Source organism: Phycisphaeraceae bacterium, assembly GCA_040222855.1.
Taxonomy (GTDB): domain Bacteria; phylum Planctomycetota; class Phycisphaerae; order Phycisphaerales; family Phycisphaeraceae; genus Mucisphaera.
Genome location: JAVKCD010000019.1, coordinates 185391 through 209068, shown reverse-complemented (window position 1 = coordinate 209068; position 23678 = coordinate 185391). Strand labels below are relative to the sequence as shown.

The 23678-nt window shown below is 61.5% G+C and carries 20 protein-coding genes, 1 tRNA gene and 2 rRNA genes; 10 read left to right on the top strand and 13 right to left on the bottom strand.

Features of this window, described 5'->3' with window-relative positions:
- Positions 1-48: 48 nt before the first annotated feature.
- Positions 49-780 (bottom strand): type 1 glutamine amidotransferase, encoded by a 732-nt coding sequence (locus RIG82_06105; GenBank protein MEQ9460504.1) that lies wholly within the window; start codon positions 778-780, stop codon positions 49-51.
- A 115-nt stretch (positions 781-895) separates the two neighbouring features.
- Here RIG82_06105 and RIG82_06100 point away from each other — a divergent pair, with 115 nt between their 5' ends.
- Complete coding sequence (locus tag RIG82_06100) at positions 896-1561, top strand: 7-cyano-7-deazaguanine synthase (GenBank protein ID MEQ9460503.1); 666 nt, start codon at positions 896-898, stop codon at positions 1559-1561.
- A 1-nt stretch (position 1562) separates the two neighbouring features.
- On the opposite strand, the gene RIG82_06095 is transcribed toward RIG82_06100, so the two are convergent.
- Genes RIG82_06095 through RIG82_06085 form a run of 3 tightly spaced genes read right to left on the bottom strand, consistent with a single transcriptional unit; the run spans position 1563 to position 3445 of the window.
- Positions 1563-2294, bottom strand: a complete 732-nt coding sequence (locus RIG82_06095; protein MEQ9460502.1) for a hypothetical protein — start codon at positions 2292-2294, stop codon at positions 1563-1565.
- 36 nt (positions 2295-2330) lie between these two features.
- On the bottom strand, positions 2331-2834 hold the full coding sequence (locus RIG82_06090; GenBank protein ID MEQ9460501.1) for a hypothetical protein: 504 nt from the start codon (positions 2832-2834) through the stop codon (positions 2331-2333).
- Complete coding sequence (locus RIG82_06085; protein ID MEQ9460500.1) at positions 2831-3445, bottom strand: RNA polymerase sigma factor; 615 nt, start codon at positions 3443-3445, stop codon at positions 2831-2833. The genes RIG82_06090 and RIG82_06085 overlap by 4 nt, the downstream gene beginning before the upstream one ends.
- Before the next feature lie 104 nt (positions 3446-3549).
- On the opposite strand from RIG82_06085, the gene RIG82_06080 reads away from it, so the two are divergent.
- Positions 3550-4455 (top strand): hypothetical protein, encoded by a 906-nt coding sequence (locus RIG82_06080; protein MEQ9460499.1) that lies wholly within the window; start codon positions 3550-3552, stop codon positions 4453-4455.
- Positions 4456-4568: 113 nt separating this feature from the next.
- Positions 4569-5306, top strand: coding sequence for a superoxide dismutase (locus RIG82_06075; GenBank protein ID MEQ9460498.1), 738 nt, complete (start codon positions 4569-4571; stop codon positions 5304-5306).
- Positions 5307-5392: 86 nt separating this feature from the next.
- Here RIG82_06075 and RIG82_06070 read toward each other — a convergent pair whose 3' ends face one another.
- From RIG82_06070 to RIG82_06060, 3 genes are all read right to left on the bottom strand, one after another.
- Positions 5393-6670 (bottom strand): DUF1343 domain-containing protein, encoded by a 1278-nt coding sequence (locus RIG82_06070; GenBank protein ID MEQ9460497.1) that lies wholly within the window; start codon positions 6668-6670, stop codon positions 5393-5395.
- 49 nt (positions 6671-6719) lie between these two features.
- Positions 6720-7733, bottom strand: coding sequence for a phenylalanine--tRNA ligase subunit alpha (gene pheS, locus RIG82_06065; GenBank protein MEQ9460496.1), 1014 nt, complete (start codon positions 7731-7733; stop codon positions 6720-6722).
- Between the two features lie 299 nt (positions 7734-8032).
- A tRNA-Ser gene (locus RIG82_06060) sits at positions 8033-8119 on the bottom strand.
- A 450-nt stretch (positions 8120-8569) separates the two neighbouring features.
- Here RIG82_06060 and RIG82_06055 point away from each other — a divergent pair.
- From RIG82_06055 to RIG82_06045, 3 genes are all read left to right on the top strand, one after another.
- Positions 8570-11331 (top strand): 23S ribosomal RNA (locus RIG82_06055).
- A 176-nt stretch (positions 11332-11507) separates the two neighbouring features.
- Positions 11508-11615 (top strand): 5S ribosomal RNA (rrf, locus tag RIG82_06050).
- Positions 11616-11654: 39 nt separating this feature from the next.
- A complete protein-coding gene (locus tag RIG82_06045) occupies positions 11655-12512 on the top strand; it encodes a DUF429 domain-containing protein (GenBank protein MEQ9460495.1) in 858 nt (285 codons plus the stop codon).
- Here RIG82_06045 and RIG82_06040 read toward each other — a convergent pair.
- Positions 12458-13459 carry an aspartyl protease family protein gene (locus tag RIG82_06040; GenBank protein MEQ9460494.1) on the bottom strand — a complete coding sequence of 334 codons (1002 nt, stop codon included), beginning with the start codon at positions 13457-13459 and terminating at the stop codon, positions 12458-12460. The genes RIG82_06045 and RIG82_06040 overlap by 55 nt on opposite strands.
- A gap of 188 nt (positions 13460-13647) precedes the next feature.
- The gene (gene guaA, locus RIG82_06035) at positions 13648-15246 is read right to left on the bottom strand and encodes a glutamine-hydrolyzing GMP synthase (GenBank protein ID MEQ9460493.1); all 1599 of its coding nucleotides are present in this window, start codon (positions 15244-15246) and stop codon (positions 13648-13650) included.
- A gap of 100 nt (positions 15247-15346) precedes the next feature.
- Here guaA and aroB point away from each other — a divergent pair, with 100 nt between their 5' ends.
- Genes aroB through RIG82_06020 form a run of 3 tightly spaced genes read left to right on the top strand, consistent with a single transcriptional unit; the run spans position 15347 to position 17857 of the window.
- Positions 15347-16453: a 3-dehydroquinate synthase gene (aroB, locus tag RIG82_06030; GenBank protein MEQ9460492.1), complete on the top strand. Its 1107-nt coding sequence runs from the start codon at positions 15347-15349 to the stop codon at positions 16451-16453.
- 28 nt (positions 16454-16481) lie between these two features.
- On the top strand, positions 16482-16928 hold the full coding sequence (locus tag RIG82_06025; GenBank protein ID MEQ9460491.1) for a biopolymer transporter ExbD: 447 nt from the start codon (positions 16482-16484) through the stop codon (positions 16926-16928).
- Positions 16929-16933: 5 nt separating this feature from the next.
- Positions 16934-17857, top strand: a complete 924-nt coding sequence (locus RIG82_06020) for a hypothetical protein (protein MEQ9460490.1) — start codon at positions 16934-16936, stop codon at positions 17855-17857.
- Between the two features lie 72 nt (positions 17858-17929).
- Here RIG82_06020 and RIG82_06015 read toward each other — a convergent pair whose 3' ends face one another.
- From RIG82_06015 to RIG82_06000, 4 genes are all read right to left on the bottom strand, one after another.
- The gene (locus tag RIG82_06015; protein MEQ9460489.1) at positions 17930-18808 is read right to left on the bottom strand and encodes a hypothetical protein; all 879 of its coding nucleotides are present in this window, start codon (positions 18806-18808) and stop codon (positions 17930-17932) included.
- Positions 18805-19530: a hypothetical protein gene (locus tag RIG82_06010; protein ID MEQ9460488.1), complete on the bottom strand. Its 726-nt coding sequence runs from the start codon at positions 19528-19530 to the stop codon at positions 18805-18807. The genes RIG82_06015 and RIG82_06010 overlap by 4 nt, the downstream gene beginning before the upstream one ends.
- Before the next feature lie 115 nt (positions 19531-19645).
- Positions 19646-20788 carry a glutamate 5-kinase gene (gene proB, locus RIG82_06005; protein ID MEQ9460487.1) on the bottom strand — a complete coding sequence of 381 codons (1143 nt, stop codon included), beginning with the start codon at positions 20786-20788 and terminating at the stop codon, positions 19646-19648.
- Between the two features lie 18 nt (positions 20789-20806).
- The gene (locus RIG82_06000; protein ID MEQ9460486.1) at positions 20807-22045 is read right to left on the bottom strand and encodes a glycosyltransferase N-terminal domain-containing protein; all 1239 of its coding nucleotides are present in this window, start codon (positions 22043-22045) and stop codon (positions 20807-20809) included.
- Between the two features lie 60 nt (positions 22046-22105).
- Between RIG82_06000 and metG the strand changes: the two genes are divergently transcribed.
- Complete coding sequence (metG, locus tag RIG82_05995) at positions 22106-23665, top strand: methionine--tRNA ligase (protein MEQ9460485.1); 1560 nt, start codon at positions 22106-22108, stop codon at positions 23663-23665.
- Positions 23666-23678 lie beyond the last annotated feature (13 nt).

Sequence of the window (23678 nt, the reverse complement as noted above, 5' to 3'; positions counted from 1 at the left end):
TTATCACCCCGGACCTCAATCGCCCGGACCCGGCGACCGCTGTAACGCTCAGGCGGAGCGTCTCTTATCCACCGGGTACACCAGCGTTGCTAGGTTGTTGCACAGCCGATCGCCCAGATGCCGGTACATCGCGTACTCGCTCTCGGCCTCGGAATGGACCCGATCGACATCAAACCCAGACGCCCGAACCCAGTCCGCAAACTCAGCCAGGAACGCGTCCATCTGCGCCCGGTCCCACTCAAAGTGGAACTGGAACCCATACGTCGTCATCCCCACCCTGAACGCCTGAGCCTTGCACGCTGGCGTCGAGATAAGCGGGATCGGCGTCCCGCCAGGCGGGCAGCGCGTGATCTGATCCCCGTGCGCATGAAACTGCACGCTCTTCCAAGGCATCCCGGTCAGAACCGGGTCCACAGTCCCGAAGAACGATAACTCAGTCCGACCCCAGCCGATCTCGGCCTTCTCCATAGGTGCGACCTCGCCCCCCAGCGCCGCGGCGATGAGCTGGGCCCCCAGACAGATACCCGTGACCGGCAGCCCAGCCTCGTGGGCCTGCTTTAGAAACGCCATCTCCGGCTCGATCCACGCGTGCTCGCTCTTCTCAGCCAGACCCATGGGCCCGCCCATCGAGATGACGCCATCGATGTCGTCCAGGTCTTCGGGCAGGGCGGCGTTGGCGTGCAGGGGGATGACCCGGAGCCGGTGCCCGTGGTCCCTGAGAATCTGCCCCAGACGCCCCGCAGTCTCCAGCGGGTGATGTTCCAGCACGACAACTGCCATCAAAAGCCTCCAATACCGGCCATCATGGCCAGATTTGGCATCCTAACGCCCTCCGCCGAGGCGGGCACGCGGGATTTATGCCGCTCGGACACGGGAGCCGTCCGATAAACCCGATATGAACCGACCTCACGCGGTCATCCTGTCCGGCGGCGGGCTCGCCTCCCTCGTCGCAGGGGCGCTGGCCCAGAAGAACGCCTCCCCGTCTTCGCTCCGGCTGACGCTGCTGCACATCGACGATGGCCGCGAGAACGCCGGGCTGAGGCTGCGCTACGCCAAGGCTCAGGCCCAGTCGCTCATCGATGCCCGGGTGCATCGTGTTGAAGCTCAGCACCTCGTGGCCAAGGCGGTGGGTCTGGATGGCTCTCGCTATCCCGATGCGCCGCTTCGCTGGTCCCAGTTGCTCCTCGCGGCGGCGGGCCATGCCCTCGGGCACGACGCCGATCGCGTGATCTGGCCGGTGGCTCACGCCGCGGATGTCGAGCGATCGGTGCGTGTGACTTCCACGACGCTGCTGATTGATGGCCTCAGCCGGCTGGAGGCTCCCAAGCCGCCGGCGATCGAGACCCCTCTGAGTGAGTTGACGCCGGTGCAGGTGATCCGGCTCGGCGAGCACCTGAAAGTGGACTGGACGCTGGCGTGGTCGTGCCTCCGCCGCGGGCGCACACCCTGCTCGGCCTGCGAAGGGTGCCGGAAACGCAGCGAGTCGTTCCAGGCGGCAGGGCTGCCCGACCCGTTGAAGTCAGCGGATGCCGTCCTCAGCGGGTTCGCAGAGGCACGCTGAATCAGAACTCGACGCGGTCACGTTCCAGCAGCTCATCAACCCGGGCATCAATCACCGTCGATTGATCCGCAGAGCGATCCTGAATCTCATTTCGCAACGTCTCGACCTCAGCGGTCAGCCGTTCGAGTTCGGCTTCGAGCTGCTCCAGCTCCTTCTCGCGGATCTGCTGTCTGACCTCGAAGTGGTCGATGACCAGATCGCGCAGGTCGGCCTCGGCTTGCTCGATTTCGAGAGGCTGGGCATCCTCGTGTTCGAGCTGGCGGATCTTCCAGGCGAGTTTCCGGCTCTGCGACGTGTAGCGGAAATCGCGGATCCGCAGGTCGAACATCTCGGGGTTGAGCTTGCGTAGGTCCAGCATGGCGCGGAGTCGGGGGAAGCGATCATTGAGCATCATGAGCATGCGTTCGGGATTCTGCTCGATCATGCGTTCGAGCCGGGCGGCGATCTCGGGCTCCATCTCGCGCATGATCTCCAGGGCGGCCTCGGCGTCTTCGCGGACCTGCTCGGGATCGCGTCCCCAGGGGCCAGGACGCTCCATGCCGAACGGGCCCATGTGTTGCGGCCCATCGCCGCCCTCCGGACGGTTGTGGCGTTGGCGATCGTCGCGCTCGCGCGGTGGTGGCGGACTCTCTCGGCGATCCTGAGCGAAGGTTTCGGTCGCTGGCATCATGAACAGCAGCGCAGCCAGCAGCCAGGCACCGGTGCGGAGGGTTGTGCGGACGGGCGGGGTCATGATGTTGTTCCTCAAGGCTGGAGCCATGATCTACTTTTAGAACCAGCGGCTGGTGTCGTCCACCAGCACCTGCCACTCGGCCTGCAGGACGGCGGATTCGGCGTTGCCGCCTGCGGCCACGTCATCCCGCCAGGCGCGGGCGAGTTCGATCTGCGTCCGCAGGGTATTGATCCGGTTGTCGAGTGCCTGATCGACAAACCCGCTCTCGAAGCTGACCTGAGCGAACGCGTCATCGGTGATGACATCCTCAGTCGGGGCTGTCGCGACTTGAGTCTGCTTGCTTGTTGACACGCTCTGGTTCTGCGTGGTGAAGACGGCCCAGCCGACGCCAGCGACCAGCGTGATCAGTGCGGCGAAGCGGGCGACACGCCACCACGCGAGACCGGGGCGGATGCGTCCAACGACTTCGGGTTCCTCAAGCAGGGGTGTGGTCTGAGCGAGGATCCGTTCGGTCAGGCCATCGGGCAGGTCGATGGGCTTGAGCGACTCATCGAGCAATGCTTCGAGTTTGGGATCGTTAGGGGTTTGCAGCGGGTTCATGCCGCGTCCATTTCGTTGGGGCTGTCGGTCATCATCTTGCGGAGTTTGCCGAGCGCACGGTGCGCCCGAGCGAGTACGGTGCCAAGAGGCTTTTCGAGAGTCTCGGCGATCTGGGCGAAGCTCAGGCCAGCGGTGTGGCGGAGGTAGAGGACCTCGCGGTCGGCCTCGCTGAGGCGGTCAAGGCATTGTTTCATCGATTCGAGCTGTTCATCGTGGGTCATCCTGTCGAGAGGGTCATCGCTCTGTTGGTCGGGCAGGGCGGTCATGGGGTCTTCACGGTCGAGGTGCTCAGCGGTTTGCCCGCGGCCGACCGCCTGACGTTTTCTCCGACGCATCTCGTCGCGCAGGCTGTTGGTGGCAATGCGGAACAGCCAGGGCTCGAAACGGCCTTGCTCGCGATAGCCATCGAGTTTGTTCAGGGCGGTCACCACTTTGACAAAAGTCTCCTGAGTGAGCTCTTCGGCGAGTTCGGCATTGCCACATTTTTGGAAGAGCAAGCCGTAGACGCGGCGGGAGTAGGCTTCGACCAGACCCCGCCAGGCCGCCGCATCGCCCGCCGACGCGCTTTTGAGCATCTGATCCAGTGGCTGGGCGTCGGGGGTAGGTCTCATGCAGCAACCCTGGCTGAATAACGTCTAAGTCCCCGGGTTATTGCAGCCTGAAAAAGAGAGGTCGCGGGTTTGCCCGCACTGGCTGCTTCCCCCATCCTAACCGGATGCCCACCCCCGCAGAGGTTTTGGACCATCATCTTGGCGGCTTTGACACCCGTGACCCGGACGCGGTGATCGAAGCCTGTGAGCAGGCCAGAGACCGGTTGCTGGCGAATCCCTCTCGTCATGGCAGTCTGGTGCAGTTGCCCGACCGTGGCCGCCTGATCGTTACAGGCGATCTTCACGACAACACCCTCAATCTCGCCCGGGTCCTGCACTTCGCCGATCTGGACCAGCACGAGGATAGGCACCTGGTGCTGCACGAGGTGATCCATGGGCCGAATCTGGTTAATGGGCGGGACCTGTCGATCCGGATGCTGGCGCAGTGCGCTCGGCTGGTGACACGTTATCCCGACCGGGTTCACGTGCTTCAGTCCAACCACGAGCTGGCTCAGATGCTTGGTGATGCGGTGACCAAGTCCGGGACCGACATGAATCAGGCGTTTATCGACGGCGCGCACATGGTGTATCCCTCTGCGGGAGACGCGGTGCTCGAGGCGGCGAACGGCTACATCCGAGCGATGCTGCTGGCGGTTCGAGCGCCCAACGGGTTGCTGGCGGCGCACAGCCTGCCGTGGCCCAAGCGGCTCGGGGAGTTTGACCCTGGCGTGCTGCATCGCGCGGTGACGGATGATGACCTGCGATCGGGCGGGTCGGCTCATCAACTGGTCTGGGGTCGGCGGCACGACGACACGCTGGCGGATCATTTGGGGGCCGCGTGGGAGGTGACGAGCTTTTTGCTCGGGCATCAGAAGGCGGAGATGGGGTGGTTCCGTGAGGGGAAGAAGATTCTGGTGATCGCATCGGATCACAACCATGGCGTGTGTCTGCCGGTGGACTTGTCGGAACCTGCGGACGTGGGGCAATACGCCGACCAACTCCACCCACTTAACTCGGTTCTGCTTGGTTAAGTGAGGGTTTGACTGGGTTTACGGCGTTGACGGGCGGATGACCCCGTATTGCCAGTTTGCCCGGCTTACAATGTTGTGTGACTGACTGAAACCGCAAGATGAAGGAGTTTCCGATGGACCGACGAGAGATGCTAGGAACGATGGCACTGGCGGCAGGGGCTGCCGTGGCAACGACGGCTGGTGTGGCGCGTGGTGCCCACCACGATGAGGCTCACGAGCACGCGCTACCTGGGTACGACCCGAGGTCGGGTGAGTATGTCCTGCCAGCGCTGCCTTATGCCTATGACGGGTTGGACGCGGCGATCGACGAGCAGACGATGCGGCTGCATCACGATCTGCATCACGCGGGCTACGTAAGAGGGTTAAACACAGCGCTCAAGAAGCTCGCCGAGGCCCGGGATGCGGGCGATTACAGCATGGTTCAGCACTGGTCGCGCAAGGTCTCGTTCAACGGCGGTGGTCATACGCTGCACACGATTTTCTGGTCGAACATGGCCCCGCCGAGTGCGGGTGGAGGCGGAGAGCCTGAGGGTGCCCTGCGGAACAAGATTGATGAGGATTTTGGGTCGTATGCCAAGTTCACCGCGCACTTTGCGGCCGCAGCGGGTGGTGTGGAGGGATCGGGCTGGGGAATCCTTGCCCACGATGCGATGTCCAAGAAGTTGGTGATTGTGCAGGGCGAGAATCAGCAGAAGCTGACGACGTGGGGGATCACGCCGGTGCTGGTTGTTGATGTCTGGGAGCACGCCTATTACCTGCGGTATCAGAACCGTCGGGCGGACTACATCAAGAACTGGTGGAAGGTCGTGAACTGGAACGATGTCGCGCGTCGTTTGGACTGGCACGGCTGAGTCGATTTGGTTTGTTTAGAGGTGCAGAAAAGGCCGTCACCTTGGGGTGACGGCCTTTGTCATGGCGGCTGAGTTGTTGTGATCGGTTAGTTGTAGAGCAGATAGTCTTCGCGGCTATCGCGGAACGCTTCGCTCTGATCTCGCCAGCTTTCGAAGAGTTCAGCGAGGGGTTTTCCTTCTTCGAGCCAGAGTCGGACATCATCGGTGCCGTTGGCTTTATCGAAACTGCTGTGGCGTTTGGTGCCTTCTTCGAGTTGGGTTTTGGCATCGACTGCGTCGAGAACGAGGAAGTTGATCTCGTACAGCGACTCCGCCTCTTTGGGGTCGATGTAGATCTGGACCCCGCCAAGAGTGTCACCCTGATGGGTGGCGTAGAAGGGTCGGTAGCGCGCGGGTCGGTAGGAGACTCCATCGATGGCAAGCGGGGAGTTGTTGAGTCGTTCGGCGAGGGCATCGGCATCAACGCCGGTGTCGCCTACGACTTCAAATGGCAGGGTGTAGCCGACGCCATTGGACATGACCAGGAGTTCGCCGATCACGCCCGTGGCGGCGTAGGCGTAGGTGCTGCTGGCGAAGGGGATGTGGGGTGAGGTGGGCACCCAGCGGAGGCCGGTGTCTTCCCAGACCATGTCGCGTTGCCACCCGCGCATGCGGATGACTTTGAGCTTGTCGTAGTCCGGTGCGATTCGGTTACGTTCGAGTAGAGCGAGTTCGCCCATGGTCATACCGTGGAGGTAAGGGATATCGAGGTGGCTGATGAAGGAGCGGAACTCGGGTTCGAGCATGGGGCCTTCGATGCGTTGACCGCCTAGGGGATTAGGTCGATCGAGCACGATGAAGGTTTTGTCTTGTTCAGCGCAGGCCAGGAGGCACTCGCTCATGGTCGAGATGTAGGTATAGGAACGCGAGCCGATGTCCTGCATGTCGAAGATCAGGGCGTCGATGCCGGCGAGCATCTCGGGAGTCGGCTTGCGTGTGGAGCCGTAGAGCGAGTAGACGGGCAAACCGGTTTTGGGATCGGTCTGGTCTTCGATCTTGTCGCCAGCGTAGACATCGCCCCAGACGCCGTGCTCGGGTCCGTAGAGGGCGACGAGTTGGTAGTCACCTTCGATCTGTCCGGCGATGAGCACGTCGATGGTGCTCTTGAGGTCGCCGTTGACTGAGGCTGGGTTGACGACGACGCCGACGCGCATCCCGCTGAGGGCTGAGAAGCCATCGGCGGCGAGGGCGTCGATGCCGAGCATGACGGGGGCTGCGTGTTTGGCGCGTTGTTTCGAGCTTGGGCTGTTGGCGCAGCCGGTCAGGATGACCGTTAGCAGGATCATCATGGAGAGAAGGGCGTAGCCCCTTGTCAGGATCATCATGGTTATGAACCGCCTTGTTTGAGTGGGAGTGTTGTGTACGTGGTTGAGGTCAGAACTGCCGGAGGAATCGTAGGTCGTTCTCGAAGAGTAGTCGGATGTCAGGGATGTTGTGTTTTCGCATGGCGAGTCGCTCGATGCCGAGGCCGAAGGCGAAGCCGGTCCATTGCTCGGGGTCGTAGCCGACGTGCTCGAAGACGGCGGGATCGACCATGCCGCAGCCGCCGACCTCCATCCAGATGGGCCCCTTGCCGAGATCGACCTTGACATACAGTTCTGCGGAAGGCTCGGTGAAGGGGAAGTAGGAAGGCACGAGCTTGATCTCGGCGTCTTTGCCCCAGAAGGCGTGTGCGAACTGCACGAGGGTGGTCTTGAGATCGACCATCGTGACGCCACGATCGACGTAGAGACCTTCGATCTGATGGAACATTGAGTAGTGGGTGGCGTCGTGTTCGTCCGGGCGGTAGACGCGGCCGGGGGAGATGATGCGAATAGGCGGCTGGGTTTTTTCCATCACCCGGATCTGCACGGTCGAGGTTTGCGAGCGGAGCAAGGAGGGGTCTGCCTGGGTGTTGGTGTTGTCGCTGGGGACAGTGAGGTAGAAGTTGTCCGTCGGTTCCCGGGCGGGGTGCTCAGCGGGGATGTTGAGGGCGACGAAGTTGTGGTAATCATCCTCGACCTCGGGTCCGGTGGCGGAATCGAAGCCCATGCGACCGAAGATCTCGACCAGCTCGGAGACCGTGCGGGTGATGATGTGCTGGCGGCCCCGGCGGGGCGGTGAGGCGGGTTCGGTGATGTCGAGAAGGGGGCCGGAGGTTCGTTGCGATGAGCCAGCGGCGATTTTCTGGTCGAAGGCGTCCTGTAGCGTCTGCTTGAGAGCGTTGGCACCCTGACCAAAATCACGTTTCTGATGCTTGGGCACGTCTTTCATCAGGCCCATGAGGGCTTTTAGCTCACCCTTGGCGCCGAGATAGCGGATGCGGAAGGCTTCCAGGGCCTGGGCGTCGCTGGCTGCCTGAAGGTCCTCGATGGCTTTTTCCTGGAGTTGACGGATGCGTTCGATCATCGCGGGAGCATAACCCATCCCAGAGGGCTCTTGGAGCGGGGGCGGGTGGCAGAAGTGTGAACTCTCAGGCTTTGAGAATGATCTGCATGATCAGCTAACAATCGGGATTTACATTACTGGGGCGGTTTGAGTGAGCCCTTCCGGCAACCGCCAGGGCGAGCGCATCGCCGGACCGACCGCGGCGGAGGGTCGGTCTGGTGAGCGCCGCCCTTGGGTTGACTCAGAAGTGGCGATATTTTTCTGGGCTGGGTCGAGCTGCAGTTTGGTGGTTAAGTTTTTGATTCAAATGAACTTGGAAGCGGTGGGGGTGGGATTCGAACCCACGGTACGGCGAACCGTACGCCGGTTTTCAAAACCGGTCCATTCGACCACTCTGGCACCCCACCGGGGGTTTGGCAGGGGTTGTTGGCCCTGCGTTGGGGTCGTCGTAAGCGGGGAGTTTAACGCGTCTTGCGTCGCTTGGCCTGCCGATTATCGGTCGGGTCTCAGTGAGTCCACCGGCTATCCACCAGGGCGATGATGGCGGGATTGTGGGCGGCTGGCCGACTTGACAGTCACGTGGACTACGCTAATCTACTCGGCTCCCCCAAGCGTGACGCGGCTTGCCGCCAGCGTGTGTGGGAGGGCCCGTTTTGGCGGGTTTTGAGTTCTTTGACAAGTGGATCTGCTGCGTATTGCATTGATTTGTGATACCGAGAAAAGTAAGCGATGCGTTTTGAAGCAGGCTTAGCCCCGGCGTAACGGTATGTTTGAGCCGGTCGGGGTCCACTGTGTGTCAATCGTGCACGGTGGGTCATCATCCGAAGGCGGGCATTAGCTCGACCGGAGGTCGGAATGATTAAGCTACTAAGAGCGTGTGGTGGATGTCTTGGCGTTGAGAGGCGATGAAAGACGTGGGAGCCTGCGATAAGCCCAGGGAAGGTGGCTACCAACCTGTGATCCTGGGATTTCTGAATGGGGAAACCCGGCCGAAAGGTCATCCGTAACTGAATGAATAGGTTGCGGAAGCGAACCTGGTGAACTGAAACATCTAAGTAACCAGAGGAAAAGAAAGAAACCTCGATTCCGTAAGTAGCGGCGAGCGAAAGCGGACAAACCCATAGCACTGCGAGCGGTCTGGAAAGGCCGACCAAAGAGGGTGACAGTCCCGTAGCAGCGTAGTGGGGTAGCCCTAGAGTAGCGTGGAGCTCGTGAAACTCCGCGTGAACATGGGGGGTCCACCCCCCAAGGCTAAATACTACTCAACGACCGATAGTGGACCAGTAGGGTGATTGAATGATGAAAAGTTCCCCGTAAGGGGAGTGAAAAGTACCTGAAACCACACGCTTACAAGCGGTCGGAGCTCCTTCGGGAGTGACGGCGTGCCTTTTGCATAATGAGCCCACGAGTTAGCCTCTACGGCAAGGTTAAGGTGTACACCACCGGAGCCGAAGCGAAAGCGAGTCTTAACCGGCGTCGAGTCGTAGGGGTTAGACGCGAAACCTTGTGATCTACCCATGGCCAGGTTGAAGGGAGGGTAACACCTCCTGGAGGACCGAACCCGTTAACGTTGAAAAGTTATGGGATGAGCTGTGGGGAGGAGTCAAAGTCTAATCAAACTGGGAGATATCTCGTTCTCCTCGAAATAGTTTTTGGGCTAGCCTCGCGTTACAGCAGTTGGGGGTAGAGCTACTGACAGGGGATGGGGGGCTACCCGCCTACCCACCCCTTCCAAACTCCGAATACCAACTGCTTTTGTCGCGGGAGTCAGACTGCGGGTGATAATATCCGTGGTCAAAAGGGAAACAACCCAGACCGCCAGCTAAGGTCCCAAATCATATCTTAGTTCTTAAGGAAGTCAGGGTGCCATGACAGCCAGGATGTTGGCTTAGAAGCAGCCACCATTTAAAGAGTGCGTAATAGCTCACTGGTCGAGGACTCTGGCGCCGATAATGATCGGGAATAAGATATGAACCGAAGCTGCGGGCTACTTATGTAGCGGTAGAGGAGCGTTCCAGGCAGCGTTGAAGCGAGACGGGCAACGTCTCGTGGAGCGCCCGGAAGTGAATATGTGGGCTTGAGTAACGATAATGCGGGTGAAAATCCTGCACGCCGAAAGACTAAGGTTTCCTGGGGAAGGTAAATCCGCCCAGGGTTAGTCGGCACCTAAGGCGAGGCCGAAAGGCGTAGTCGATGGACAGCAGGTTAATATTCCTGCACCGCGTTGTAGGTTGAAGCACCGTGACGGATTCTGAAGGTCATGCGACCCGTTAGATGGTCGTTGCCGCAAGGCTAAGGGCTTGATCCCGATGATGGCTGGATGTGTCCCAAGAAAAGCCGGTGTGGACGAAAACGTGGCCGTACTAAAACTGACACAGGTAGTCGTGGCGAATAGCCTCAGGCGCTCGAGAGAACGGTTGTTAAGGAATTAGGCAAATTCACCCCGTAAGTTCGCGATAAGGGGGCCCTAACCTTCGGGAAGGGCGCAGAGAAAAGGCTCTGAGAACTGTTTATCAAAAACACAGGACTGTGCTAACTCGCAAGAGGATGTATACAGTCTGACGCCTGCTCGATGCCGGAATGTCACGGAAGTAGGTTAGCTTCGGCGAAGCTTACGACCTAAGCACCGGTCAATGGCGGCCGTAACTATGACGGTCCTAAGGTAGCGAAATTCCTTGTCGGGTAAGTTCCGACGCGCATGAATGGCGTAATCATTGGAGCACTGTCTCAACAACCGACTCGGTGAAATAGAAGAAGCGGTGAAGATACCGCGTACCCGCAGCAAGACGGAAAGACCCCGTGAACCTTTACTGTACGTTGATACTGGCCAAGAACTTGTTCTGCGTAGGATAGGTGGGAGGCTTTGAAGCCTGGATTCCGGTCCAGGTGGAGCCATCCTTGAAATACCACCCTGATCATGTTTTTGACCTAACCCCGACCCGTGAATCCGGGCGGGGGACCGTGTCAGCCGGGCAGTTTGACTGGGGCGGTCTCCTCCTAAAAAGTAACGGAGGAGCGCAAAGGTCGGCTCAGCACGGTTGGAAACCGTGTGTCGAGTGTAAGAGCATAAGCCGGCTTTACTGCAAGACATACTCGTCGAGCAGTCACGAAAGTGGGCTCTAGTGATCCGGTAGTCCCGTGTGGAAGGGCTATCGCTCAACGGATAAAAGGTACTCCGGGGATAACAGGCTGATCGCTCCCGAGCGTCCATAGCGGCGGAGCGGTTTGGCACCTCGATGTCGGCTCGTCACATCCTGGGGCTGAAGGCGGTCCCAAGGGTTGGGCTGTTCGCCCATTAAAGTGGCACGCGAGCTGGGTTCAGACCGGCGTGAGCCAGGTCGGTCCCTATCTGCTGTGGGCGGAGCAATCTTGAGAGAATTCGACTTTAGTACGAGAGGATTAGGTCGGACGCACCCCTGGTGCGCCGGTTGGCCCGCTAGGGCCATAGCCGGGTAGCTAAGTGCGGCAGGGATAACCGCTGAAGGCATCTAAGTGGGAAGCCCCCCTCAAGATAAGGATTGCATTGAGACCCCCGGTAGACCACCGGGTTGATAGGCTGCAGCTGTAAGAGTAGAGATACTTTCAGGTGAGCAGTACTAACGGTCGATTGCTTAGTCATTCCGATCACCGGCCGAGTTCACTCAACAGGAGTGACTCGTCTGTGATGGCATGGCCTGTTTCAAGAACATCGCTTCGCCGGACCCCAACCCCCGGCGTTGTATCACAACACGCCTTGTGCATCGTCAGCAGATCCGCTTATCCCGTGGGTCTGAGGGAAACCTCAGACCCACGCTTGTCGGTGACCATAGTGACAGGGTCACACCCGATCCCATCCCGAACTCGGAAGTTAAGCCTGTCACGCCGATGATACTGCCACTGCGGGAAAGTAGGTCATCGCCGACTTAAGGGCCCTTTCAGCCTAAAGCTGACAGGGCCTTTTTTATGCGCCGATCCAAACAACATCGTTGCATCGGTATCGATTTCAGCGGGGCTATGGATGCAGGCCAGCGTCTCTGGATCACCGTTGCTTGGTGGTCAGGCGCCAGCCGATGCCTGACGGTTGAATCAGTCCGCTCGGCCTGTGAGGAACTGGCTTGTGATCCATCGCCCGCGGATACTTTTCCTGCCCTGGTAGATTTCCTTAAATCCAATCATGACGCCATTGTTGCAGTTGATGCCCCGCTGTCGTTGCCGCTGCCTGTCATGACGTCTGGATGGAATCAGACTGTCCTAGCCTCTCCATCGCGCTTCCCTGCCCCCGAGTCGCTTCGACAAGAACTCGGAGAAACCAAGCGGCAGACGGATCGCGAGACACGAACGCCTATGGCACCGGGCAACCTCCGGCTGTACCGCCAGACTTACGCTGCGATCGTTCATGTGCTTCATCCGCTTCTGACGGCACGAGCCGCCAGGGTGTTTCCCATGATGTCCATTCGCCCGGATCAGCCAACGCTCATCGAAGCGTGTCCCGCATCAGCGATAAAGCATGCAGCCTCATGTGATCAACTGACGCTTGCCCCGTACAAGGGCAGGACGAGTGGGCATATTGAGCAGCGAAGGCGAATCTTCAACTGGCTGCATACTCAGATCAATCTTGACTTGTCGCCGAAAGAGCAACGAATCATCCTTGAAGACCAGGGAGGGGACGCTTTAGATAGCCTGATCTGTACGGCTTTGGCTGCGGGAGCGTTGAGTGAGTTTGGCCAACCTCAGTCAGAGATTCACTCACGAGAAGGCCGTGTCTTTTATCGATTGCCGGATGAGACGCCTGTCGTTGCAGCCTCAGTCGGTTCCACCTGAGTCACCTGCGTTCGGTCCAGCTCCGCCCACATTCGTCCGCTCCGCTGGTCGAAGGTCAGGCGGAATCGCTTGAGGAATGCGTTGCCGATCCGCCCCACGGGCACCGGAGCTTGCTTGAATGAATCAGGTGGCGGGGCAAAATTAGCTTGCACGTCGTTGAAATGGTAGCCAAACACCTCCAAGCGACTCACCCAGCCCTTCCGCCCCGCGATGACGCCGCCCACGCCGCGGTTCATCGATCGGCCGTGAATCTCGGTTGCCAGAACTTCGGGCCAGAAGCTAGGGACATCTGCGGGCAGGGAGAGCATCTCATCGGCGCCGGTGTCGAGGACCAGCCAGATGCGTCTACCCTCTCCGATGGTGGCCTCGACGGTCGGGAGGTTCCTGAATCGGATCAGTCTGAATGATCCGACGGAATCGGGTGCGTTGAAGTGATCGGGGTCATAGAACGTCAGTTCTCGGGCAGGTCCATCGAGAGCGAAGGGGACCTCGGCGAGCGCCGGAAACCCAACCAGACCATCGAGTCGTGAGCGGCGACGCCGATGGAGCTTGAGCATGTTGAGCCCCGCCACACGTTCCTGGTTGAGCAGCAACGGTCCCACCGCTAGCGAATCGACATCGTGGTAACTAAACGGTTCTCGCCCGGCGATCCCTATTGCAGTCCCGCCGCCTCGCCTTGGGAGTTCGAGCCGACGGACCACGCCGAGGTCCGCAGCGATCAGCGCCGCCCCAGTGTCGAGAAGAAAGGTTCCAGCGTCCTGTTCATTGATCGTCACCGGCACACGGTAGTACATGCGATCCTGCAAGAGCGGGACGCTGACTTCGGCGGGCATGTCTCCCACGGTTAGAAATCGCGAGTCCTCGATCACTCTGGTCGTCCGGCAACCCAGGGAGAGTGTGCTGAGGCCAAGGGCCAGGAACAGGATGGCGAGGCGTTTGATCGTCATGTGTTCAGATCATCGTACGCCGTGAAGCATCACCGAGTTCCAATCGGCGACACACTTCTTAGAAGTAATCCTCCCAGCAGCCTCAGACGCGATCAGAGCCTACCGATCGGGCCCGTGCCGGAGTCTGCGAAAAATCAGGCGAATCCTTTCGTACGATATTGCATGCTCATCTGAGTCGCGCGAGCACGTTACTCCCACTCGATCGTCGCGGGCGGTTTGCTTGAGATGTCGTAGACGACCCGGTTGACGCCTCGGACCTCGTTGATGATCCGGTTTGAGATGGTTGCGAGGACGTCGTAGGGGATTCTCGCCCAGTCGGCGGTCATGAAGTCCTGGCTCTCGACGGCCCGCACGGCGATCACCTGCTCGTGGGTTCTGCCGTCGCCCATGACGCCCACGGCGCGCACGGGCAGCAGCACCGCAAAGACCTGCGCGGTCTGCCGGTAGAGGTTGTTCGCGACGATTTCTTCGAGGAGGATCTCATCGGCTTCCTGGAGGATGCTGAGCTGTTCGGACGTGACCTCGCCGAGGCAACGCACCGCCAGGCCGGGACCGGGGAAGGGGTGTCGCCAGACCATGGTTTCAGGCAGACCGAGGAGCGCCCCGAGTTGCCGGACCTCGTCTTTGAAGAGTTGGCGGAACGGTTCAACCAGCTCGAAGCCAAGCTGCTCGGGTAGCCCGCCGACGTTGTGGTGAAGTTTGATGTTTGCCGCCTGTCCCGAGTGACCGTGCCCCGACTCGATCACATCGGGGTAGAGCGTTCCTTGTGCGAGATAGGAAACACCCTCGATCTGATCAGCGGACGCCTTGAAGACCTCGATAAACCGATGGCCAATCCTGCGTCGCTTCTCCTGCGGATCGGTGACGCCAGCAAGATCGCTGAGAAACTCCTCTCCCGCATGAACGACGCGAAGATCAATGTCGAAGTGACCGCGGAACGTCGTCTCAACAAAATCTCGCTCGCCTTTGCGCAGCAGGCCGTTGTCAACGAACACGCAGGTCAGTTGCTTCCCGATCGCCTTGGCCAGCAGTGCCGCAGCGACCGAGGAATCGACCCCGCCCGAGAGCCCGCAGATCACCCGGCCGTCTCCGACCTGCTCACGGATTCGCTCGATCGCGATCTCGACAAAGTTACTCATCCGCCAGGTGCCCGCGCACCCGCAGACACCGAAGAGAAAGTTGCTCAGGATCTCGGCACCATGCGGCGTGTGGGTGACCTCAGGGTGGAACTGAAGTCCATAGAAGTCTCGTTCGCGGTGCCGAACCGCGGCGTAAGGGCAAGTCGGAGTCGTGGCCAGCGAGATAAATGATTCTGACAGTGATGAGACCTGGTCGCCATGGCTCATCCACACGCTTGTGTCCTGCGGGATTCCCTTGAACAATCCATCGGTTTCTTCGACATGCAGTTTGGCCCGGCCATACTCTCGTGCCTCTGCGGCCGTGACGCTGGCACCGAGCAGTTCGGCTCCGATCTGCATGCCGTAGCAGATCCCCAGCACCGGCACGCCCAGATCAAACAACGCCGGATCGCAGCGCGGAGCGCCCTCGTCATAAACACTCGATGGGCCTCCCGAGAGGATGACACCCTTGGGCCGCACCCTTCGAAGCTCCTCGACCGGCGTCTCAGGGCTCACCAGCACGGAGTAAACCCCAGCCTCGCGGACCCTTCTGGCGATGAGCTGGACGTACTGCGATCCGAAGTCCACGATCGGGACGACCTCGCCATACAGCGACTCGGGAACTTCCAGGAGAGCCTGGGATACGGGCTGGGGCGTCGTCATACTCATCTCGCGTCACGCTGGAGGGAATCCAGCATGGTAGTAAGTCCGTGCGCCATAAAACACCCTCCTGCCGCAACGACCTCTCTGAGCTCGCTATCCTGCTCTCATGGCGACCGTTAACCTCCAACTCCCTCCCGTCCAGCACGGCTACTCGATCCGGATCGAGCCCGGCTTGCTAGATCGCCTCGGCGACCTGGTCCGCGAGGTGGCCCCTCACCGGCAGGCGGCCTTGATTGTCGATGAAGCCGTCGAGATTGATATCGGTAAGCCCGTCGCGCGGTCTCTTCAGGACGCGGGGTTCGAGACCACGGTCGCGGTGATGACGCCCACGGAGAAAAAAAAGACCCTCGGCACCGTCCGCTCACTCTACGAGGTCCTGCTCGGGAACCGGCTTGAGCGCAGCTCGCCGGTCATCGCTCTCGGCGGGGGGATCACAGGCGATACGGCGGGGTTCGTCGCCGCAACTTACCTCCGGGGCGTTCCCTTCATTCAGTGCCCGACCACACTCCTCGCCATGGTCGATGCATCGACCGGCGGAAAGACAGGCGTCAACACCACTCACGGCAAGAATCTCATCGGTTCGTTCCACCAGCCCCGACTGGTCGTCTGCGACACCAACACGCTCTCGTCTCTACCCGAACGCGAACTCCGCTCCGGTCTGGCCGAGTGCATCAAGCACGGGGTCATCCGCGATCCTCAGCTGTTCACCTGGATCTCGGAGAACGTCGAGAAGATCCACAAGCTCGACCCGGAAACCCTTGTCGAACTGGTTGCCCGCAACGTCCGGATCAAAGCGGCCGTCGTGGAGGAAGATGAGCGTGAGACAGGCGTCCGCGCCCACCTCAACTTCGGCCATACCTTCGCCCACGCCATCGAAGCCGGCTCGGCCTACGGCAAGATCAAGCATGGCGAAGCCGTCGCCCTGGGCATGATTGCCGCCACGCGCATGGCGATCGCGATGAACCTCTGCCATCCCTCACTCGAACATCAGCTTGTTGACCTCATCGCCGCCGTCGGGCTCCCCACTTGGCACGATGACCTGCCGATCACCGCGATCCTGATGAAGGTCATGGCGATGGACAAGAAGGTCGCCGACAGACGCCTTCGTTTTGTCCTGCCCACGCGCCTGGGTGAGGTGATTATCACCCATCAGCCCACGCCCGAGCAGGTCGCTGCTGCATGGGAAACCCTTAGAAGCAACCCGCGAGCATGAATCCAGCCCGGGGGGCTACGATGGTGTGATGCGTTTGCCGTCCGCCATCGATCTCTCACCCCGCGTCGAGCTTGTCCCGCTCATCGATGTGGTGTTTCTGCTGTTGACGTTCTTTATTTACTCGATGACCGTCATGGTCCGAGCCGAGTTGCTGCCGGTTGAACTCACGAGCCTCGAGCAGGGGACCGCCGCAGAGATTCCGCCTTCTCTCGCCATCACGCTGGACAACGCTGGCGAGTTGTACGTCGACCGTGAGCCCAGCACCCTCGCTGAACTGGCCAAGACGATCACCTCTCGCCAGGCCGCCGAGCCGGGGCTGCGGGTTTACATCGCGATGGAGGACACCCGTGAGGAGCAGGGCGGGTTGGTCATGCAGGCACCAGTTGATCGGGGGCCCCTGCTGATCAAGGTCATCGAACAACTCCGCGCGGCTGGCGTCGAGGATGTCGCGGTTGTTGGCAACCCGAGCGAGTGACCCGCATGGTTCGTCATACACTCCCATCATCCGAAGCACTCGCCCCACTCTTCGCGCTGGGGTTGTCTCTGGTTGTGCACATCGCCATCTTCATTGGAGGAACCGCCACCACCTCGACCGCAGCGCCCGAACGCTTTCTCCCGCCACCAGTGCCGGATGATCTCATCGAACCCGGCGACACGGAGCCATCACCAGCGCGTGTCGCGTGGATTTCATACGACACCTACCAGGATCTCAAAGCTCGCCGATCGGTGACTCAGCAACCAGCGGTTCAGGCGACGGCCAACCCGCAGGATCAGGCTCCAGCCGAGTTGACCCCCACCGCCCCAAGCCCTGGGCAACCATCACCCCGAGCTACGGCCCAGCAACCTCTAGCTGAGGCACAGAGCGCACCCAGCCCTGAGCCCCGCGAAGCGCCCGAAGCCGGAGAATCCCCGCCAGAGCAGGGCCAGACCGAGCGCTTCCTCGCGGGTGGACCGCTCATTCCTCAGTTACTGTCTCCGCAGACGCCGCCCCAGCCGGAGAGCACGCCACAGCCCGCTGGCGGCGCGATCACCGGGCCCGACCGGCCAACCTCAATCCCTCTGGACACTCGTGAAGTCCCGCCCACATCGATCAAAGGTCAACTGGAAGTGCAGCCAGGCAAGGTGCTGGCGCGAGAGGGTCTTATCATTGACACCGTCGTCCCTCGCTACACCATCGCCGCACGCACCACGCTCCCGCAGCGCAACCCGATCGTTCGCATCACCTTTGGTCTTGACGGCAAGCCCACCGAGGTTCACTGGGTCCGCACCTCCGGACTCCCGATTCACGATGGTCCGATCGAGCGTGCCCTCTACCTCTGGCGGGCGAAGGGTCCCATGATCGACGACGCGATCAAGCCGCTGACGGTTGAAATCAAAATCCTGCTCCTTCGCGAAGCAGACTGAGACGAATCCACGCCATCGTGATGGATGCTTTGAGTGCTACTCACATTTGGATTTGTTGGATTCGGCGACCGCTTACGCCGCCTGCCGCGTCGTGTTCATGCCCCGCATGGCTGACAGCGCCGCCCGGTATCCCGGGTTCGCCACCAACGCCTTGCTCAGGGCGTCGACTGCTCCTGCCTTGTCGCCTAGGGCGAGGTCCGTCTGCGCCAGGTGGTACCACACGTCGGCGTGAGTCGGGCGCTTGGCCGCCTCGGACAGCAGAGCCCTTGAGCTATGCACCAGCAACCGATCCACAGCGGAAGACGCTCCGCAGGTCAGCCGAGGCCCTTCCGTCTCGCGCCAACGACGGACCCGCATCGTCGGATAGCTCTTCTCTCCATCCGCCCCGTGCTCTGTGATGACCGAAGGCACCACGCGTGCCAGGCACGCTCCAACCCGATTCGATCCACCTTGCGGGTCGATCGAACGCAAGCGTTCGACGGCGGCCCGAGCGATCCCGCTCCGCGCCGTCACCCAGCCGACGGCGGCCAGTACCGCCCAGGCTCCCGCGTGATCCGTGTCCACTCGCGTGACCTGCCAGGCCATGAGGCCCGCTTCCGCCCAGCCGCCCCGAGCCATCACCACCTCGGCGAGTCTTACGCGCAGGTCGAGGCTGACGCCGTCGTCCTCTCGGGTTGTGATGGCTGTCCTGAGTGTTGCCTCGGCCGAGGAGAGGTCGCCCAGTCGTTCGGCACACACTGCCGCCTCGTCCACCAGAGACTCAGGAGCCTCAACATCGAGGCTGATGGCCTGATACATCTCATGGGCCTCACGCAGCCGCTCAGCCCGCACCAGGAGCCTTGCGAGCAGGCTCTGGTGCCCAAGGGTTGGGTGCTGCACTGCCTGAGCCCGGAGCCGCTCGATGGCTCGCTCGAGCCCGGCACGATCCTGTTGACTTCGGGAGCTGATCACGCTGCCAGTTCCTCCGCTAAGCGCCTCGCCAGGGGCGAGCGCGGTTCACGTTCAAGCCATCGTCCCAGCATCCGCCGAGCCGAGGCCTGCTTGCCATCATCGGCCCGCCGCCGGATCAGAGCCGCCCTCACGTCCCTATAAGCCGGCCAAGCCCGGGCGGCCCGCGTCAGCACCACCCTGGCAGGGGGGCCGTGTCGCTGGTCGTCCGCGCACCGTCCGACAATCAACGCAAGTCGGGCTGACGCCGGATCAATCCTCAGCCCCTCGTGGGCCCATCGCGTCGCTTCCTTCTCGTCCTGAGCCAGCATCGACAGCCGAGCCATCGCTTCACAAACAACCAGCCGATCCTCCGACACCACCACGGAGCCCCACAGCCGCCGACCGACAGCGAGCATCAGCGCAACCAAGCCCTCGTCGGCACGTAGTTCCAGCGCACGCACCATCGTTGGCAGCAGGTCCATCCGCTGCCCAAGCGCACCAGCGACCGCATCGACGTCCGCATTCGAGACCCGGCCTGGCTCATCAATAACCGGCGCTTTGACTGCGGGCCGCCCGTCAAGAGCCGCCCGCAGCACGCCCGCTTCCTCCGGCGCTCCGCCCCGTATCAGCCAGTCCGATAACCCCAGCATCGCGCCGTAGCGGTCGCCCGTGACCGCCTGCTGCGCGAGCCGCTTTAACTCCCGTTCCGCCCAGTCGCTGCTTGTGCTCGGTGATCCAGCCATGCGTTGACGATCCTCAAGAGGGTCTTGAGGGTCGTATCGGTTGGATCAATCGGGCGATCAACTTCCCCAGACGACAAACTGCAACCTGCCGGTAAAACCCAATCCGCCTGCCGATCTACATCACCACCAGATTGTCCCGGTGGATGACCTCAGCGAACCCGGGCTGTTTGAGGATCTCGGCAAACTCGGACGAGTCATGCCCCATGATCGCCCGCGTCTCCGTTGCGCTGTAGTTGATCAGCCCCCGCCCGATCTCCCTGCCGTGGGGGTCGCGGACCACCACCAGCCCGCCACGCTCAAAACGTCCCGTCACGTCGGTGATCCCCTTCGCCAGCAGGCTCTTCCCAGCGTCGGTCACCGCTCGACTCGCCCCCGCGTCCACCGTCAGTGTCCCGTCGGGGCGCTTGGTCAAGCCGATCCATCGACTTCGGCTATCCATCCGCTGCTCGGCGGGCTGGAAAAATGTCCCGACCTGTTCCCCCGCCATGATTCTGAGTAGCACGCCGTCCTGATCCGTTGAACTCTTGGGCTTACCAGGTGCAATCACAGCGACCTCGCCAGCCTCCGTAACCAACCGGGCCGCTTCGAGCTTGGTCCCCATCCCGCCGCTGCCCCAACCCCCTCGGCTGGCCCGAACCAGACCGATCCGATCCGTGACGTCGTCAACCAGATCAACGACCTGCCCCGTCTCATCCAGCAGCCCGTCCACGGTTGTCAGAATGATCAAGGCTTCCGCCGCCAGCGCGTTGGTCGTCAGCGCCGCGAGCAGGTCATTGTCACCAAACCGGATCTCCTCGACCGCCACCGAGTCGTTCTCGTTAAGAACCGCCAGGCATCCCATCGTGTGCAGCTTGGTGACGCAGTTCCTGATGTTAAGGAATCGCTCCCGATTATCGAAATCCTGCCGGGTGAGCAGCAACTGACCGACGTGCAGACCGTGAGGCTCCAGCGCATCATGCAGGTGCGTCATCAACCTTCTCTGACCCACCGCAGCCACCGCCTGCAACTCCGCGACATCGTCGGGACGCTTGTCCAGACCCAGCTCAGCACACCCCGCGCCGACCGCTCCGCTCGACACCAGCGTGATCCAGTACCCCCTCTTCGTCAGCGCCCCGATCTGCTGCGCCAGCTCACGAATAAAATCCAAGTCCAGACCGGGTCCCTGACCCGCAGGCCTGGTCAGCAGCGCCGTGCCGACCTTCACCACCAGCCGTCGCGCCGGCACCAAACGCTCCTGACGTAATCCTCTCGACGGCATGACTCACTACTTCTTCCGCTATAGGCTCACGATCAGCGCCACGTAACGATCGGTAGCGCCCTGCCGCGACAGAATAACCCCACGCCCCGCTTCCGCCATCGCACGAGCTCTTGTCGGATCCCCGAGCAACTTAGCCACAGCAGCGCCAGCCCCCTCCACCGAACCGATCTCCCGGATGCCGTCACCCTCCCGCAACACGGTTACCGACTCTAAAAAGTTCTGATGATCCGGCCCGATGATCGTCGGTTTACCCAGCGCCACCGGCTCGATCGGGTCCGATCCACCCCAGCCATTGAAGCTCCGCCCAACCACCACCACATCCGCCAGCGCATACGCCCTGCGGAGTTCCCCAAGCGTGTCCAGCAGATAGACCCCACCATCGCCAAGGGTCTCTCCCTTACTCCTACGCCTGACATCCCCAAGCTCCTTCGCCACTTCATCAAACCGCTCGGGCTTGCGCGGGACGACCATGATCTGCACGCCTCCCGCAACCCCTCGAATCGCCTCGACCAGCGGCCTCTCTTCACCCACGCCAGTCGATCCGAGTACGACGACGGGCTGTGAGTGATCAAGGCCGATCTCCTGCGCCAGTTCATCCGCCCCCTCGACCTGTTCCGCCACCTCCGCCGTGTCCCACTTCATCGTGTCGAGAACCGACACTCTTTCCGCTGGCACCCCCATCTCAACAAACCGGTCCGCATAGGTCTGCGTCTGCGCTCCAACCGCCGCCAGCTGCGCAAAGGTCTTTCGCAGCAGCCACCGTAGCCTTCGATACCCCCTGATGCTCTTGTCGCTGAGCCGTCCGTTTACCACGGCCACCGGGACCCCTCGCCTGCGACACCGCTCAACGAGGTTGGGCCACACCTCCAGCTCCACCGCGACCACCACCTCCGGTCGCACCCGGTCCAGCAGTCGATCCACCGCCCAGGTGAAATCAAACGGATAGCGCAACACCCGCTCAGCGCCAAAAAGCTTCACCGCACGATCAAAACCCGTGTTCGTCGTCGCCGCGACCACCACGTCCAGCCCCGACTCGTGCCCCTCGAGCTTCTTCACCAGCAGTCGGATCAGATTCACCTCCCCGAGACTTACCGCATGAATCAGGACTCGCCGTTGGCCTTCTACCCTCGGAATCACCGCCCCTTTCCCGAATCTCCCGGCCCAGTCCACCGGACCCTTGCCCCCCCGGCCCCACACCAGCCAGGGCGACGCCACCGCCAGCCCCAATCCATACACTAGGTCCAACAAACGTCCCATCCCACGATCCTCCCCGACCCGTCACCCGCGGGCAACATCACCACCCATCGACACCACGCCATGACCACCCCGACCTTCTACGTCACCACGCCCATCTACTACGTCAACGCCAGCCCGCACATCGGCCACGTCTACACCACGACCCTCGCCGATGTCCTGGCCCGCTATCACCGACTCCTCGGCGATCGCGTCCACTTCCTCACCGGCACCGATGAGCACGGCAAGAAAGTCGCCGACGCCGCCAGAGAGAAGGACATCACGCCTCAGCAGTTCGTCGATTCTGTCTCCGATGAGTTCCAAGCGGCCTTTGCTCGGATGCAGTTCACCCACACCGACTTCATCCGCACGACGCAGCTGCGCCACGAGAAGCTCGTCGCCCAGTACATCCAGCAACTCAAGGACTCTGGCGATGTCTACCTCGGCGAGTACGAGGGCTGGTACGACGAAGGCCAGGAAGAATACGTCACCGAGACCAACGCCCGCACCCAGGACTACAAGTCCGCCATCTCAGGCCGCCCGCTCACCAAGGTCAAAGAGAAAAACTACTTCTTCCGCCTGAGCAAATACCAGGACCGCATCCTCGAACACATCAACGCTAACCCGCACTTCATCCAGCCTGACGCTAGACGCAACGAGGTCCTCGGCCGCATCCGCGACGGCCTCAACGACATTGCTGTCAGCCGCTCAACCGAGCCCTGGGGCGTCCCGATGCCCGGCGACGCCGAGCACTCCATCTATGTCTGGATCGACGCGCTTCTGAACTACCTCACCGCCGTCGAATCTGAAAACCGAGACGAGTTCTGGCCAGCCAACCTCCACCTCATCGGCAAGGAGATCCTGTGGTTCCACGCCGTGATCTGGCCCGCCATGCTCATGGCCCTCGAGAAACCCCTGTACCACCAGCTCTACGCCCACTCCTTCTGGATCGCCGAAGGACGCAAGATGTCCAAGACGCTGGGCAACTTCATCGACTACCCCAAGCTCGATGCCTACGCCAACGACTTCGGCCTCGACGCCCTACGCTGGTTCCTCACGAGCAAGGGCCCGATGAGCGCCACCGACGCCGACTTCTCCCACGACGCCTTCATCGACACCTACAACCAGGACCTCGCCAACACGATCGGCAACTCCACGTCCCGCGTGACCAACATGATCAATCGTTACCTCGGCGGCCAGGTCCCGGCCGAGCAGGGCGCGCCCGATGACACCCTCCAGCAGGCCGCCGCCCGCTGCGTTGCCGCCTACACCGAGGGCATGAACACCCTCCGCCTCCCCGACGCCCTGGCCAACGGGCCGATCGCTTTGGTTCAGGAAGTCGACGGCTACATCGAACGCACCGCCCCCTTCAAGCTGGCGAAAGACCCCTCAAAGCTCCCGGAAGTGGGCGGGATTCTCGCCCGCTGCGCCGAAGCCCTGCGCATCGCCTCGGTCATGCTCTACCCCGTCGTGCCCAACCAGATGCCCGAACTCTGGCGTCGTTTCAACCAGCTTTCCTACGCCAAGCAGATCGAGCAAGGCCAGGGCGACTTCGCCACCTGGACCCAGTGGGGCGGGCTGAAGCCGGGCGATACGCTGGCACAGGGGGAGGCGTTGTACCCGCGGTATAGTCCAGATAAGTAGTTCACTGTTGGGG